Annotated in this window: 16 protein-coding genes; 11 read left to right on the forward strand and 5 right to left on the reverse strand. The window is 67.5% G+C overall.

All coding sequences use genetic code 11. The features are described 5' to 3' along the window. Positions 1-30: 30 nt before the first annotated feature. The 4 genes from AC1Q5W_RS02595 to AC1Q5W_RS02610 are packed head-to-tail and all read left to right on the forward strand — an operon-like array spanning position 31 to position 2,577. Positions 31-1,377 carry a Y-family DNA polymerase gene (locus tag AC1Q5W_RS02595; protein ID WP_492644004.1) on the forward strand — a complete coding sequence of 449 codons (1,347 nt, stop codon included), beginning with the start codon at positions 31-33 and terminating at the stop codon, positions 1,375-1,377. A 41-nt stretch (positions 1,378-1,418) separates the two neighbouring features. After that, the gene (locus tag AC1Q5W_RS02600) at positions 1,419-1,688 is read left to right on the forward strand and encodes a VF530 family protein (RefSeq protein ID WP_492644003.1); all 270 of its coding nucleotides are present in this window, start codon (positions 1,419-1,421) and stop codon (positions 1,686-1,688) included. Between the two features lie 37 nt (positions 1,689-1,725). After that, positions 1,726-1,944 (forward strand): SlyX family protein, encoded by a 219-nt coding sequence (locus tag AC1Q5W_RS02605; protein WP_492644002.1) that lies wholly within the window; start codon positions 1,726-1,728, stop codon positions 1,942-1,944. A gap of 27 nt (positions 1,945-1,971) precedes the next feature. Beyond that, positions 1,972-2,577, forward strand: a complete 606-nt coding sequence (locus tag AC1Q5W_RS02610) for a DUF4337 domain-containing protein (protein WP_492644001.1) — start codon at positions 1,972-1,974, stop codon at positions 2,575-2,577. Position 2,578: 1 nt separating this feature from the next. On the opposite strand, the gene AC1Q5W_RS02615 is transcribed toward AC1Q5W_RS02610, so the two are convergent. After that, entirely contained in the window at positions 2,579-3,313 is a 735-nt protein-coding gene (locus AC1Q5W_RS02615) for a polysaccharide deacetylase family protein (protein ID WP_492644000.1), read from the reverse strand. Between the two features lie 76 nt (positions 3,314-3,389). Next, positions 3,390-3,761: a histone gene (locus AC1Q5W_RS02620; RefSeq protein ID WP_492643999.1), complete on the reverse strand. Its 372-nt coding sequence runs from the start codon at positions 3,759-3,761 to the stop codon at positions 3,390-3,392. A 164-nt stretch (positions 3,762-3,925) separates the two neighbouring features. Between AC1Q5W_RS02620 and AC1Q5W_RS02625 the strand changes: the two genes are divergently transcribed. Then, positions 3,926-5,737: a DEAD/DEAH box helicase gene (locus AC1Q5W_RS02625; RefSeq protein WP_492643998.1), complete on the forward strand. Its 1,812-nt coding sequence runs from the start codon at positions 3,926-3,928 to the stop codon at positions 5,735-5,737. Between the two features lie 197 nt (positions 5,738-5,934). Here AC1Q5W_RS02625 and AC1Q5W_RS02630 read toward each other — a convergent pair whose 3' ends face one another. Then, on the reverse strand, positions 5,935-6,180 hold the full coding sequence (locus tag AC1Q5W_RS02630) for a hypothetical protein (RefSeq protein WP_492643997.1): 246 nt from the start codon (positions 6,178-6,180) through the stop codon (positions 5,935-5,937). A gap of 186 nt (positions 6,181-6,366) precedes the next feature. Between AC1Q5W_RS02630 and AC1Q5W_RS02635 the strand changes: the two genes are divergently transcribed. Further along, positions 6,367-6,759, forward strand: coding sequence for a VOC family protein (locus AC1Q5W_RS02635; RefSeq protein WP_492643996.1), 393 nt, complete (start codon positions 6,367-6,369; stop codon positions 6,757-6,759). Between the two features lie 6 nt (positions 6,760-6,765). Here the strand turns inward: AC1Q5W_RS02635 and AC1Q5W_RS02640 are convergent, their stop codons facing one another. After that, positions 6,766-7,149: a winged helix-turn-helix transcriptional regulator gene (locus tag AC1Q5W_RS02640; RefSeq protein ID WP_492643995.1), complete on the reverse strand. Its 384-nt coding sequence runs from the start codon at positions 7,147-7,149 to the stop codon at positions 6,766-6,768. Positions 7,150-7,239: 90 nt separating this feature from the next. Between AC1Q5W_RS02640 and AC1Q5W_RS02645 the strand changes: the two genes are divergently transcribed. The 5 genes from AC1Q5W_RS02645 (at position 7,240) to AC1Q5W_RS02665 (ending at position 13,793) form a co-directional block, all read left to right on the forward strand. Beyond that, positions 7,240-8,094 carry an SDR family oxidoreductase gene (locus tag AC1Q5W_RS02645; protein ID WP_492643994.1) on the forward strand — a complete coding sequence of 285 codons (855 nt, stop codon included), beginning with the start codon at positions 7,240-7,242 and terminating at the stop codon, positions 8,092-8,094. Positions 8,095-8,196: 102 nt separating this feature from the next. Further along, positions 8,197-8,658, forward strand: a complete 462-nt coding sequence (locus AC1Q5W_RS02650; protein WP_492643993.1) for a RidA family protein — start codon at positions 8,197-8,199, stop codon at positions 8,656-8,658. A gap of 26 nt (positions 8,659-8,684) precedes the next feature. Beyond that, positions 8,685-9,383, forward strand: coding sequence for a glutathione S-transferase N-terminal domain-containing protein (locus AC1Q5W_RS02655; protein ID WP_492643992.1), 699 nt, complete (start codon positions 8,685-8,687; stop codon positions 9,381-9,383). Between the two features lie 6 nt (positions 9,384-9,389). Continuing rightward, on the forward strand, positions 9,390-10,463 hold the full coding sequence (locus AC1Q5W_RS02660; protein WP_492643991.1) for an AI-2E family transporter: 1,074 nt from the start codon (positions 9,390-9,392) through the stop codon (positions 10,461-10,463). A 78-nt stretch (positions 10,464-10,541) separates the two neighbouring features. After that, the gene (locus tag AC1Q5W_RS02665) at positions 10,542-13,793 is read left to right on the forward strand and encodes an error-prone DNA polymerase (protein ID WP_492643990.1); all 3,252 of its coding nucleotides are present in this window, start codon (positions 10,542-10,544) and stop codon (positions 13,791-13,793) included. Positions 13,794-13,812: 19 nt separating this feature from the next. On the opposite strand, the gene tehA is transcribed toward AC1Q5W_RS02665, so the two are convergent. Next, positions 13,813-14,757 (reverse strand): dicarboxylate transporter/tellurite-resistance protein TehA, encoded by a 945-nt coding sequence (gene tehA / locus AC1Q5W_RS02670; RefSeq protein WP_492643989.1) that lies wholly within the window; start codon positions 14,755-14,757, stop codon positions 13,813-13,815. Between the last annotated feature and the right edge of the window lie 63 nt (positions 14,758-14,820).

Genomic DNA, 14,820 nt, shown 5'->3' on the forward strand with positions numbered 1-14,820 from the left:
GACCCGGGCCGGTCGCCGCGGAGTACAGCCATGCACTGGCTCGCACTGCAGCCCACGCCTGAGGCCCCCCACGCCCCGCTGGCCGACGCGCCCACCGCCTGGGCGTGGTGGGCCTTGCAGTTCACGCCGCAGGTGGCGTGCGTGGAAGACGCGCTGGTGCTGGAGGTGTCGGCCAGCGCACGCCTGTTTGGCGGCCACTCCGCCTTGCTGGCGCAGATATTTTCCGAAAATGGGCCGCTGGCCGGCGTGGAATATGCGCAAGGCGCTACATCTTTGGTAGCAATGGGGCGCCTGCGCTGCGCCAGCCAGGCCCTGCCACCCGACGCCTTGCCCCTGCACACCCTGGGCGCCGCCCGGGCGCACCTGCCCACGCTGGCGCGTCTGGGGGTGCGCACCTGGGGCCAGTTGCGGGCGCTACCGCGGGGCGGGCTGGCGCGGCGTTTTGGGGCGCCGCTGGTGGATGCGCTGGACCGTGCGTATGGCGAGCGACCCGAGACCTATGCCTGGCTGACCCTGCCGCAGGTGTTTGATGCCCCACTGGAGCTGGCGGCCAGCGTGGAGTCGGCCCCGGCGCTGCTGTTCGGCGCCAGCCGCCTGCTGGCGCAGCTGCGGGTGTGGCTGCAGGCGCGCCAGCGTGGGGTGCTGGCGCTGGAGCTGTTGTGGGAGTTGGATGCCCGGCGCGCCAACGCTCAGTATGTGGATGCCCACCACAGCGGGGGCGCACAGGGCCGCCTGCTGCTGCGCACCGCCGAGCCCACGCAAGACATGGGGCACCTGCAGCGCCTGCTGGCCGAGCAGCTGGCGCGCGTCACGCTGCCGGCACCGGTGCTGTACCTGCGTCTGCGCTCCCTGCAGACGCAGGCCCTGGCGGGCGAGAGCGCCAGCCTCCTGCCCGACGCCGTGCGCCAGGGCGACAGCCTGCACCAGTTGCTGGAGCGCCTGAGCGCCCGTCTGGGCCCGCAGCAGGTGCGCTGCGCCACGGCGCTGGCCGACCACCGGCCCGAGCGCATGCAGCGCTGGCAGGCCACCGCCGATGCCGCAGAGTCGGGAGGTGCTATCAAATCAGGAGCTGTCTGCGCAAGTAATACGGATGCTTCCGGTGCAAATGATGCTCAAAATGCGGTGCTCTATCCCACCTGGCTGCTGCCGGTGCCCCAGCGGCTGGCGGTGCAGCAGGGCAGCCCCCAATACCAGGGACCCTTGACCCTGCTGGCGGGCCCGCAGCGGCTGGAGGCCGGCTGGCTGGAGGGCGCCACCCACTGCGCCCTGCGCGACTACTTCGTGGCGCGCAGCCCGGTGGCCGGGCTGGTGTGGGTGTACCGCGAGCGGCTGGCCGGGCAGGGCGACGGCTGGTATCTGCACGGGCTCTTTGCCTGAGCCGGCGCGCGCCGGCACCCGGGCAATGCCAGAATACGTCCATGTCGAATCCTCCTGCCCCCGAATCCGCACCCGAGCCCGCGGCCCAGCCCCGCAACCCCTTGCACGGCCTGACGCTGGAGGCCATCGTCACGGCGCTGGTGGCGCACTACGGCTGGGCCGGGCTGGGCGAGCGCATACCGGTGCGCTGCTTCACGCAGGACCCCAGCATCGGCTCGAGCCTGAAGTTCCTGCGTAAGACCCCCTGGGCCCGCGAGAAGGTGGAGGGGCTCTACCTTTTCATGCTGCGCGAGGCGCGCCGCAAGGGCTGAGCCCGGCAACCCCGGCGAATTCGTGTCCAATAGCGGCATGGAATCACCCAACACCACCGACCAGCGCCTGACCGATCTGGAGATCAAGGCCAGCTTCACCGAAGACTTGCTGGATTCGCTCAACCAGGTCATCGTGCGCCAGCAGCAGGAAATCGACCTGCTCATGCGCGAGGTCCGCCAGCTGCGCCAGTACCTGCCCGACAGCGGCGCCGCCGCGCCGGGCCGTGCCAGCGACGAACTGCCCCCGCATTACTGAACCCCGTGAACTGCAAAGACCTGTGCCATGGATGTTGATTCCCTGGAATCCGTCGAATCGTTTGACGCCAAAGACAACAGCGCCGAGCCGTCCAAGAAGCTCAACCGCTGGGTAGCCATCACGGTGGCGCTGCTGGCCACCTTCATGGGCATCTGCAAGGTCAAGGACGACAACATTGTCCAGACCATGCAGCAGGCCCAGGCCAGCAAGCTGGACCACTGGAACTTCTACCAGGCCCGCAATATCCGCGAAGAAGTGGCCAAGGGCACGCTGCTGCAGCTGCGGCTGGCGGCGCCGTCCCAAGCCGGCGCGCAGCGGGCCAGCTATGACAAGGCCATTGCGCAGTACGAACAGCTGGTGGCCGAGCAGATCACGAAGAAGGAAGAGCAGAAGGCCCTGGCCGAACAGGACCAGCGCGACTACGACGCCGCCAACTTCTGCGACGACCAGTTCGACCTGTCGGACGCGCTGCTGGCCATTGCCATCTCGCTGTTGGCCGTCACGGCGCTGACCCAGTTCTGGTGGCTGTACGGGCTGGCTTTGGTGCCCACGGGCTTTGGCCTGCTGATGGGGTTGTCGGGCCTGGCCGGCTGGGGCATTCACCCCGACGCGCTCATCCGCCTGCTGTCGTGACTTAACGCGCTGGCGGGGCGGCAGGCTGCAGGTCCACCTGGTCCAGCCGCACAAACACAAAACCCCGGCGCAGCAACTGCAGCAGGCCGGTGGACAGGCCCTCGGCCGAGTCCGAGGCCGGCTTGTTCATGTGGGCAATGATCACGTCGCCCGCCTTCACGTGCTGCAGTCGTTCTTCGATGGCTACCTTCTTCAGCGTGGCGCCGGAATCGGCGTTGACGGAAAAGCCGGCAATCCTGTAGCCCAGCTTGCGGATTTCATCCATGGCCTGCGGGTCGTACTCGGCCGTGGCGCCGCGGTACCAGCGGGGTGCCACGCCGGTCACGGCCTCCACCGCGCGGGCGCCCTCGGTCACCTCGCGCCGCAGGTGGATGATGTCGGGCTCGCCCGCAATGCCGTACACCTTGCGGCCCGCGCCTATGACGGCCGGGATGTGGTTCTCGCCATGGTCTTCCACATCCAGCAGGTCCAGGTTCGCCTTGATGACGGAAACGCCATACGGATTCTTGTCCAGCCACTTCTTGGTGGCAAAAATGGTGGCCGGTATGCGGTTGCGCACCAGGAACTGGATCAGGTCGTCATCGTATTGGCCTGTGCACGCGTCCAGCGTCAGCGCCACGCGCGACGGGTTGGCCGCTTGCGGCACCAATTGGTCATGCAGCTCGATGGGGCGTGGCTGGGCGAAGGCCAGGGCCTGTGCCAGCAGCAGCGCGGCAAAGACAAGAACAGGTTTCATGTGGGTTAGTGTGGGGCAAAAATAAACCCCGCCCAGGAGGCCCGGGCGGGGTTGGTGCGGGAGGCCTTACCGGGAATTACTTGGCCGGTGCGGCAGGGGTAGCCGGTGTTGCAGGCGTTGCCGGAGTGGCGGGGGTTGCCTTCTCGGCGCGCTTGGCTTTCTTGGCCTTGCGGGCAGCCGCGCGGTCCTTCTTGGCTTGTGCCTTGTCAGCCTTCAGTTGGGCCTTGTCGGCCTTGATGACAGCGGGTTCAGCCTTGGCAGCCTTGTCGGTAGCCATTTTTTCCTTGTCTGCCTTTACCGCGGCCTTGTCGGCAGCAACGGCACCCGTCTTGGCAGCCGCAGCGGCGGGCGCTGCCGGCGTGGCGGGCGTTGCCGGAGCCTGGGCAAAAGCACCGACGGAGAAGAAACCAGCGATCAGGGCAGTAGCAGTCAAAGTCTTGAAGTTCATTGTCGTCTTTCAAAGTGGTTGTTGAGACACTTCCACAACGAGGGCCGGTGCAACTGAGTTGACGGCGCAACACCCATCCCTCTGTAAAGATATGTAACGCTGGCCTGCCGCTGCGTTTGCCGGCATGATGTGCACATAAATAAATAACAGGGTGGTGGTCAGGGATGGCGACTCTTATTCCTTCTATGGGTGCGTGCGTGTCACGCATGACTGGCGGCGAGCGCAGGCTGGCCGAGCGGCTCGAACAAAAACTCGACGACGATTACCTGCTCTGGTACGACGTGCCGGTAGGCCCCAGGCATTCGCACCCCGACTTTGTGGTCATGCACCCGCGCCGCGGCATCCTGGTGCTGGAGGTGAAAGACTTCAAGCTCGGCACCATCCTTCGGGCAGACAAAGACACCTGGGAAATCCTGGGCGACGCAGGCCCCAAGAGCGTGCTCAACCCGCTGGAGCAGGCCCGCCAATACGCCCACCAAGTGGTGCACGCACTGGAGCGCGACCCGCAGCTGGTGCAGGGCGAGGGCCGCTACGCGGGCAAGCTGGCCTTTCCGTGGAGCTACGGCGTGGTGTTGCCCAACATCACGCGCAAGCAGTTCGAGGCGGCCGAACTGCAGCACGCCCTGGAGCCCCACCGCGTGGTGTGCCAGGACGAAATGCTGGAGAGCGTAGGCGCCGAAGACCTGCAGAGCCGCCTGTGGGACATGTTCCCCCACATGATGCTGGGCGCCATGTCCTTGCCGCAGCTCGACCGCGTGCGCTGGATCATGTTCCCGCAGGTGCGCGTACAAACCCAGGGCGCCCTGTTTGACGACAGCGATGCCGAGGCCGAGCTGCCCAGCATCATGCGCGTGATGGACCTGCAGCAAGAACAGCTGGCCCGCAGCCTGGGCGACGGCCACCGCGTCATCCACGGCGTGGCCGGCTCGGGCAAGACCATGATTCTGGGCTACCGCGCCGAGTACCTGGCGCAGGCCAGCACCGCCAGCAGCAAGCCCATTCTCATCCTCTGCTTCAACGAGCCGCTGGGCGTGAAGCTGGCCAGCGTGATGGACGCCAAGGGCCTGGGCGACCGGGTGCACGTGCGCCACTTTCACAAGTGGTGCTATGACCAGCTCAAGTATTCAGGACAGGCCATGCCGCCCCAAGGCCCCGGGTTCTCGGACGAACTGGTGGAGCGCGTCATCCGCGCCGTGGAGCGCAAGCAAATCCCCAGTGGGCAGTACCAGGCCATCCTCATCGACGAAGGCCACGACTTCGCCCCCGAGTGGCTCAAGCTGGTGACGCAGATGGTGGACCCCACCACCAACAGCCTGCTGCTGTTGTATGACGATGCGCAGAGCATCTACGAGCGCTCGCGCAGCAAGCAGTTCAGCTTCAAGGGCGTGGGCGTGCAGGCGCAGGGCCGCACCACCATCCTGAAAATCAACTACCGCAACACCAAACAAATCCTGCAAACCGCCAGCCTGGTGGCCAGCGACTTGCTCACCGCGGACGACAAGGACGACGACGGCATCCCGCTCGTCAAACCCATCAGCTGCGGGCGCGAAGGGCAGGAGCCCATCATCCTCAAGCTCCCCAGCCTGCGCGACGAGGCCTATGCCATTGCCGGGCAGCTGAGCGCCGCCCACCAGGAAGGGCACGCCTGGGGCGACATGGCCATCCTGTGTCGCAACAGCTTCACCATGGAGCTGTGTGCCAAGGCGCTGCAGCAACGCAAGCTGCCGCACAAGGTGCGCCGCGGCACGGGAGACTTCGTTCCCCATGGCGACCACATCCACATCATGAGCATGCACGTGAGCAAGGGGCTGGAGTTTCCCGTGGTGGCGCTGCCCGGCGTGGGGCACATGCCCGCGGCGGGCGAGGACGAAATGGAAGCGGCGCGGGTGTTTTATGTGGCGGCGACCAGGGCGACGCAGCGGCTGGTGGTCACGGCGAGTGGGGCGGGCGGGTTTGGACAGCGGTTGGCAGCTTGATGGATCTTGGCCCGGCCAACAACAACCAACTATTCAGCGCACTCCAATCCTTCCAGTCAAACCGGACATCTGCGGCCTCCTGCGTTCCCGGCTGGGAGCAGCCGGCACGCAAGCCCTGAGTGGACATCGATTGGTTTGAAAGGTGCTATGCAATTCATAGCTGCCTACGCAGTGTTGGAGAGGGCTAGCAAAAGTATTTAACGCCACCCACGATGCCAGCCATGGCTTGGGTGGTGCCAGCCCCAGCCATAGCGGTCGTGGTACTGCCATACATAACCCGGCCCGGGAATGGCATAGGTGGGGGCCACGTAGACCACGCCGGGGGGCGCGGTATAGACGGGGCCGCCATAGCCTGGTTCATAGCCGACGGGTGCCACCACACAGCCTGCAAGGGCCACCGTGGCGCAGGCTGCAGCAATGTAAGCGGAGGGTGAGAATTTCATGGTGATGGTCCTAGTGTTGGGCAAGGGTGTTTGCGACCCTTGTTCAACGCCAGCCACGGCGCCAGGACGACCGGCCACGGTAAAGCTGCTGCAAACCTGGTGTTCCAAAAGTAACAGGCCGCGCGCCACACGGTGCGGGTTGCGGGCTTCGCGTGCCATGCCTGCCAACCCATAACGGAGATAGCAATGTTCAGTCACGTGATACTTGGCGTCAACGACCTCGAGGCCTCCCGCAAGTTCTACGACGCCCTGCTGGGCACGCTCGGCATCAAGCCCGGTGTGTACAACCACAACGGCGTGGTGGGCCGTTACTTTTATCGCACGTCCACCGGCTCGTTTGGCATCACCACGCCCCTCAACGGTGAGCCGGCCACGCATGGCAATGGCAGCACCATCGGGTTCAACATGGCGTCTCCTGAGCAGACGGACGCCTTTCATGCAGCAGGCGTTGCCAACGGTGGCTCCACCTGCGAAGACCCGCCCGGCTGGCGCGACGGCGCGGTCGGCAAGCTGTATCTGGCCTACCTGCGCGACCCCAGCGGTAACAAGCTTTGCGCGCTGCACCGGCCAGCCAAGTAGCACGCGTTACGGCGCGCTGGCGGCGCTGCGGGCGTTGCGCTGCTGCATGATGCGGTAGAGGTTGCCCTCGATCCAGTCGGCCAGGCTGTCGACTTCGTGGGCCACTTCGGTCCCCATGGGCGTGAGGCTGTATTCCACATGGGGCGGCACCACGGGGTAGGCGGTGCGCAGCACGAAGCCATCGGCCTCCAGGGCCTGCAGCGTCTGGGCCAGCATTTTTTCACTCACGCCACCCACCTTGCGGCGCAGGTCGCTGAAGCGGTAGGTCCCCTCCAGCAGGGCGACCAGCACCAGTACGCCCCAGCGGCTGGTGACGTTTTGCAGAACCTGGCGGGACGGGCAGGCGACGGAGAACAGCTCTCCGCGCCGCTTCTTGGGCGACATGGCCATGTATGTACTTACCTTTTTGTGCGTACTTACTAAAAGTTTGCGTGTTGCCTATTATCGCGGCCTGTCTGTTTCTTTACAAGGAGGTCCTCCATGATCGCTGTTACCGGAGCCACTGGCCAACTGGGCCGTCTCGTCATTCAGGAACTGCTGCGCAGCGTGCCGGCAGCCCACGTCGTTGCGGCCGTACGCACGCCGGCCAAGGCGCAGGATCTGGCCGCCCTGGGCGTGCAGGTGCGCCAGGCCGACTACGCGCAGCCCGCCACACTGCAGGCTGCCTTTGCGGGGGTGGACAAGCTGCTGCTGATCTCGTCGAGCGAAGTGGGCCAGCGCGCCCCGCAACACCGCGCGGTGATTGACGCGGCCAAAGCTGCCGGTGTGAAGCTGATCGCCTACACCAGCCTGCTGCACGCAGACACCTCGGCACTGGGTCTGGCTGCCGAACACAAGGAAACCGAAGCCGCACTGCGCGCATCGGGCGTGCCGTTCGTGCTGCTGCGCAACGGCTGGTATGCCGAGAACTATGCCGGCACCGCGCCCACCGCCGTGCAGCACGGTGTGGTGATGGGCAGCGCCAAGGACGGACGCATTGCCGCCGCTGCGCGCGCCGACTACGCGGCCGCCGCCGCCGCCGTGTTGGTGCGCGACGGGCAGGCTGGCAAGGTGTACGAGCTGGCGGGCGACACGGCTTTCACCCTGGCGGAGTTCGCTGCCGAGATTGCCAAACAGTCGGGCAAGCCCGTGGCCTATGTGGACCTGCCGCAGGCCGATTACGCAGCCGCGCTGGTGAAGGTGGGCCTGCCCGAGGGCTTTGCCGCGCTGCTGGCCGACTCGGATGCCGCAGCAGCCAACGGCGGTCTGTTTGACGACAGCGGCCAGCTGGGCCGGCTGATCGGGCGCAGCACCACGCCCATTGCCAGCGTGATTGCTGCCGCGCTGAAAGGCTGAGTCTCAGGCTCTCAGCAGCCGCCCGGGCTGAACCGTTCCAACGCCTGGCGTGCAGGAGGCACGCCGGGTGTCACAATCCGCACGAAACATACGGAGTGCAACATGGGTGCGGAACAGCAAATCAAGAATCTGGGTCTGGAGCTTCCTCCGGCCAGCGGGCCGGCCGGCAACTACGCTCCGGCGGTTCGGACCGGCAACCTGCTGTACCTCGCGGGCAAGGCGCCTTCGCCCGTGAACGGCGTTGCGCCCAAGGGCAAGCTCGGGCGCGAGTTTTCCACGGCAGACGGCTATGCATTTGCGCGCTCCGCGTGTCTGGAAGTGCTTGCGGCGATCAAGGCCGCATTGGGCTCGCTCGACCAGGTTGCGCAGGTGGTGGACCTGCACGGTTCCATCAACGCGGTGCCGGAGTTCGAAGAACACGCCCAGGTGCTGGACGGCGCGTCCGATCTGCTGGCCAGCGTCTTTGGTCCGGCCGGCGTGCATGTGCGCTCGGTGGTGGGGGTGAGTTCGCTGCGCAACGGCGTGCCGCTGACGCTCAAGGTCCTCGTCGAGGTCAAACCGTAGTTCTTTTTTTCCGCCAGAATGGGCGCATGAACACACTCTCTGCCTACCCCATCACCCGCAAATGGCCGGCGCAGCACCCCGACCGGCTGCAGCTGTACTCTCTGCCCACGCCCAACGGCGTGAAGGTGTCCATCTTGCTGGAAGAAACCGGCCTGCCGTACGAACCGCACCGGGTCGACTTCGAGACCCACGACCAGCTCTCGCCCGAGTTCCTCTCGCTCAACCCCAACAACAAGATTCCCGCCATCCTGGACCCCAACGGCCCCGGCGGCAAGCCGCTGGCGCTGTTCGAGTCGGGCGCCATTCTGTTGTACCTGGCCGAGAAGACCGGCCAGTTCCTGCCGCAGGATGCGGCGGCGCGCTACGAAACCATCCAGTGGCTGATGTTCCAGATGGGCGGCGTGGGCCCCATGTTCGGGCAGCTGGGCTTCTTCCACAAGTACGCCGGCAAGGACTATGAGGACAAGCGCCCGCGCGACCGCTACGTGGCCGAGAGCCGGCGCCTGCTGGGCGTGCTGGACCAGCGCCTGGCCGGCCGCGCCTGGATGATGGGCGAGGACTACACCATTGCCGACATCGCCATCTTTCCCTGGGTGCGCAACCTGTTCGGGCATTACGGTGCCGGCGATCTGGTGGGCGCGCAGGACTTTGCGCATGTGCAGCGCGCACTGGCGGCGTTTGTGGCGCGCCCGGCGGTGGCGCGCGGGCTGGCCATACCGGCCTGACACACCATGCCACCACCGTCTGACCCCAACGCGTCCGCCTACCTGGAGAACCGGGCCCTGCTGATGCTGCTGGCGGCCGTGTCGCTGGCGATGGGCTGGATTCTGCTGCCGTTCTACGAGGCCATCCTGTGGGGCTTCATCATCGCGCTGCTGTTCACGCCCCTGTACCGCTGGCTGCTGCCGCGGTTGAAGTCCCGGCGCAACGCCGCCGCGCTGCTGACCCTGCTGACCGTGCTGGTGGTCGTCGTCCTGCCGCTGGCCCTGATTGCCACCACGCTGGCGCGCGAGGCGGCGCTGCTCTACCAGCGCGTGCAGGCCGGCGAGTTCAGCCCCACGCTGTACCTGCATGGCGTGTTCGACGCGCTGCCCGCCTGGGCCCTGTGGCTGCTGGAGCGTTTCGGGCTGGCCGACTTCGATGTGCTGCAGCGCCGCCTGAGCACGGCCCTCATGCAGGGCAGCCAGTTCATGGCCACGCAGGTGCTGAGCGTGGGGCAGAACACCTTTAACTTTGCCGTCAGCGCCGGCATCACCCTCTACCTGGCGTTCTTCCTGATCCGCGACGGCGACGCCGTGGGCCGCAGCGTGCTGCAGGCCATTCCACTGGCGCCCGCGCACAAGCGGGAGCTGCTGGACAAGTTCACCACCGTCATCCGCGCCACCGTCAAGGGCAACCTGCTGGTGGCGGCGGTGCAGGGGGCGCTGGGCGGCGTGGCGTTCTGGTTCCTGGGCGTCAGCGGTGCGCTGCTGTGGGCGGTGCTCATGGCCTTTCTGTCGCTGTTGCCGGCGGTGGGGGCCGGGCTGGTGTGGGTGCCGGTGGCCGGCTACTTCTTCGTCACGGGCGCCCTCTGGCAGGGCGTGGCGCTCACGGCCTGGGGCGTGCTGGTGATCGGCCTGGTGGACAACCTGCTGCGCCCCATGCTGGTGGGCAAGGACACGCGCATGCCCGACTACGTGGTGCTGATCACCACCGTGGGCGGCATGGCGGTGCTGGGCATCAACGGCTTTGTGGTCGGCCCCACCATTGCGGCCATGTTCATGGCGGTCTGGCAGCTGTACGTGTCGACCCGGTCGCGGCGCTAGGCCACGCCGCCTGCGCGGGGCGCGGGCCTGTTCGGGCGGGCGTGCCATGGATATACTGTTGTTTTATACAGTATTTTCATGGAGCCCACCGACCCTCTTCCGGCCTACGCCGAGCTGCACTGTCTCTCCAGTTTCAGCTTCCAGCGCGGCGCCTCGCAGCCCGATGAACTGGTGGAGCGGGCCGCGGCGCTGGGCTACCGTGCGCTGGCCATCACCGACGAATGCTCGGTGGCCGGCGTGGTGCGCGCGCACGAGGCGGCGCGCCCACGTGGCCTCAAGCTGCTGCTGGGGGCGGAGTTTGCCGTTCCCCTCCCGGGTGCGGATGCGGGCTTTACCGTCGTGGCCCTGGCGCACCACCTGCAGGGCTGGGGCCAGCTGTGCACCTTCATCACGGCGGCGCGCCGGGCTGCGCCCAAAGGCCGGTACCGGGTGGGCTGGCACAGCGCGGCCGACCACGCGCTGTGGGCGCAGCTCGGCGGTTGCGAGATCCTGCTGGCGCTGCCGCTTGCGATTGCTTTTGAAGCAGCCTGCGCCCTCATCGCGCGGGCCAGAGGCCTGTTTGGCTCCCATGTCTGGCTGGCTGTGACCCAGCATCTGGGGCCCGACGATGCCGTGCAGCTGCACCGCCTGCTGCAGTTGTCGCGCCACACCGGCGTGCCGCTGGTGGCCACGGGGCACGTGCACATGCATGTGCGCTCGCGCAAGCCCCTGCACGACGTGCTCACCGCCGTGCGGCAGGGGGTGCCGGTGGCGCAGTGCGGCTTTGCCCTGCAGCCCAACGCCGAGGCGCACCTGCGCTCCCGCGCGCGGCTGGCCACGCTCTACCCGCCCGAGCTGCTGGCCAACACGCTGGTGGTGGCTGACCGCTGCCATTTCAGCCTGGAGGAGCTGCGCTACCAGTACCCGCGCGAGGCGGTGCTGCCCGGCCACACCCCGGCGCAGACGCTGCGCCAGTACACGCTGCAGGGCGCACAGGTGCGCTACCCGCAGGGCATGCCGGCGGCGGTGCAGCAGCAGGTGGAGCACGAGCTGGCGCTGATTGCCGAGCTGCGCTACGAGATGTATTTCCTGACCGTGCACGACATCGTGCGCTTTGCCCGCAGCCAGGGCATCCTGTGCCAGGGCCGCGGCTCGGCCGCCAACTCGGCGGTGTGCTACTGCCTGGGCGTGACCGAGGTGGACCCGTCGCGCAGCCAGCTGCTGTTCGAGCGTTTCATCAGCCGCGAGCGCAACGAGCCGCCCGACATCGACGTGGATTTCGAACACCAGCGGCGCGAAGAAGTCATCCAGTACATCTACGCCAAGTACGGCCGCGACCGGGCCGCGTTGACGGCCGTCGTCATCAGCTACCGCCCGCGCAGCGCCCTGCGCGACGTGGGCCGCGCGCTGGAAATACCCGAGGCGCTGATTGCCGCGCTGGCCAAGGAGCACCCCGGCATGTACAGCCGCGAGGTGCTGGCCGAGCGCCTGCAGTTTGCTATCGAAAAAGTAGCTGTTTGCGCAGAAGACACGGGCGCTGCAGGGCTGAAAGGCTCTGAAATACCGGATGCGCGCCGCCTGCAGCTGTGGCTGGACCTTGCGCGCCAGCTGCAGCGTTTTCCGCGCCACCTGAGCCAGCACGTGGGCGGCTTTGTGCTCACCCAGGGCCCGCTCACGCGGCTGGTGCCGGTGGAGAACGCCGCCATGCCGGAGCGCTCCATCATCCAGTGGGACAAGGACGACCTGGACGCCGTGGGCCTCCTGAAGGTGGACGTGCTGGCCCTGGGCATGCTCAGCGCCATCCGCCGCTGCCTGAACCTGGTGGGCCAGTGGCGCGGCACGCCCCTGCGCCTGCAGGACATTCCCGCCGAAGACCCCGCCACGTACGCCATGGTCTGTCAGGCCGACACCGTGGGCGTGTTCCAGATTGAGAGCCGCGCGCAGATGAGCATGCTGCCGCGCCTCAAGCCGCAGTGTTTCTACGACCTGGTGGTGCAGGTGGCCATCGTGCGGCCCGGCCCCATCCAGGGCGGCATGGTGCACCCCTACCTGCAGGCGCGCAAGCACCCCGACCAGGTGGTGTACCCCAGCCCGGCGCTGGAAAAGGCCCTGGAGCGCACTCTGGGTGTGCCCATTTTCCAGGAGCAGGTGATGCAGATCGCCATGCTGGCGGCCGACTTCTCGGCCGACGAGGCCGACGCCCTGCGCCGCTCCATGGCCGCCTGGAAGCGCAAGGGCGGCGTGCACGTGTTCTACGACCGCATGGTGGGCGGCATGCTGAAAAACGGCTACACGCAGGAATTTGCCGACGCCCTCTTCAAGCAGATGGAGGGTTTTGGCGAATACGGCTTCCCCGAGAGCCACGCCGCCAGCTTTGCCCTGCTGGTGTACGTGAGCAGCTGGCTCAAGTGGCACGAGCCCGCCTGCTTTCTGGCGGCGCTGCTCAACAGCCAGCCGCTGGGTTTTTACGGCCCGGCGCAGCTGGTGCAGGACGCCCGCCGCCACGGCGTGACCGTGCGTGCCGTGGACGTGGCGCACAGCGACTGGGATTGCACCTTGGAGACCATGGCGTCAGATCACCGCCTTGTGCCGCAAGGTGCGTGCTCGGCCTCCCTCACTTCAGGGCGTCCCCAGCCCGCCGTGCGCCTGGGCCTGCGCCTGGTCAGCGGCTTGGCGCAGGCCGTGGCCCTGCGCATTGCCGGCGAACGCGCGCGCGCGCCCTTTGCCAGCACCCAGGACCTGGCCCTGCGCTGCCGCCTCGGCGAGGGTGATCTCAAGGCCCTTGCCAGTGCCGACGCGCTGCAGTCGCTGTCGGGCCACCGCCGCCAGCAGGTGTGGGACGCCTCGGCCCTCAAGCCCGCGCCGGCGCTGTTGCAAGGCGTTCCCATCGACGAAGACCCCCTGCGCCTGCCTGCGGCCGGCGAGGGTGAAGAGGTGGTGTTCGACTACGCCGCCGTGGGCCTGACCCTGCGCCGACACCCGTTGGCGCTGCTGCGGGCGCAACTGGCCGCCAGAAAGCTGCTCACCAGCGCGCAGATGGCCGACATGCCCAGCGGCCGCCTGGTGCGGGCCTGCGGCATCGTCACCATGCGCCAGCGGCCGCAGACCGCCAAGGGCGTGGTGTTTGTCACGCTGGAAGACGAAACCGGCAGCGTGAACGTGATCGTGTGGAAGGCGGTGCACGAGCGCTTCCGCCAGGCGGTGTACCAGTCGCGCCTGCTGGCGGTGTACGGCGTGTGGCAGCGCGACGATGCCAGCGGCGGCCAGGTGCGCCACGTCATCGCCAAACGGTTGGTCGACCTCACCCCCTTGCTGGGGGAACTGGCCACCCGCAGCCGGGACTTCCACTGAGCCGGGGCGGCTGCGCCGGCTAGTCCCTGGGTGTCAGGCGGCCGCGGACCAGCAGCATGGCGGTGCGCAGCGCCAGGTAGCCGATGAACCCATTGGCGCCGATGAAGACCGGCACGGCCAGCACCTGCGCGGCAGGCACCCCGCTTTGCGCCAGCTTGAGCCCCGACACGGTGGCGGCCGCCACGCCGAAGGTGTAGGCCCAGTACGAGGGTGCAAAGGGCTGTGCCCCCAGCCACGGCCCCAGCCGCAGGCCCAGCAGGAGCTGGAACAAGCCGTAGCCCCACAGCATCAGCAGCCAGTGGTCGGTGCTGCCGGGCACCAGCGCCAGCCACGCCATGGCGCAGACCACCGGTGGCGCGAACTGGATGCCGATCAGGGGGCGCTGCGGTGCGGGAACGGCGCTGGCGTGCCACAGGCGCTGGATGATCAGCGACTCCAGCGCCAGCCACGAGAAGAAACCGGTCCCCAGAAACAGCCAGCCCCAGTCCGGGTGCCCCAGCGCCCCCAGCGCCGCTGCGCTGGTGAAGTTGCCGGCCACGGTGGGCAGGTACAGCGTGGGCGCGGTGTCCAGCGCGTTGCGCCCGCCCTGCCAGAGCAGGCCGGTGTGCCAGAGCGAGAAAACCAGGTGCCAGCCGATGCCGCCGGCCGTCAGTACCCAGGCCAGCGTGCGCGAGTAGGGCAGTACCGACAGCGCGATCAGCAGCGTGGCCACCGCCAGCAGCGCGGGCGTGCTGCCCTGCACGGGGTGCATGAACTCGTCGCGCACGGTGTCGGGGTGCCGCAGGGCCTGCCACAGGTAACGCACCAGCAGCGTGGCCCAGACGGCACACGCCACCAGCAGGACAGCTTCGCCAACGGCCGGCGGCAGGCTCCACAGACTGCTGGCCAACCGCCAGGCCTGCCCGAGGCCGGAGAGCCCGAGAACCATGCCGAAAAACGAAGCGGGAAGGGGAGCCTTGTTCATGGGAGTTGCTGCGGTTGGGAGGAAACGCCACGCCCGGAGGCGCGGGGTGCGTTGGATTCTGCC

It is taken from the genome of Rhodoferax sp. MLSD5-FHT05B10, from assembly GCF_058793415.1.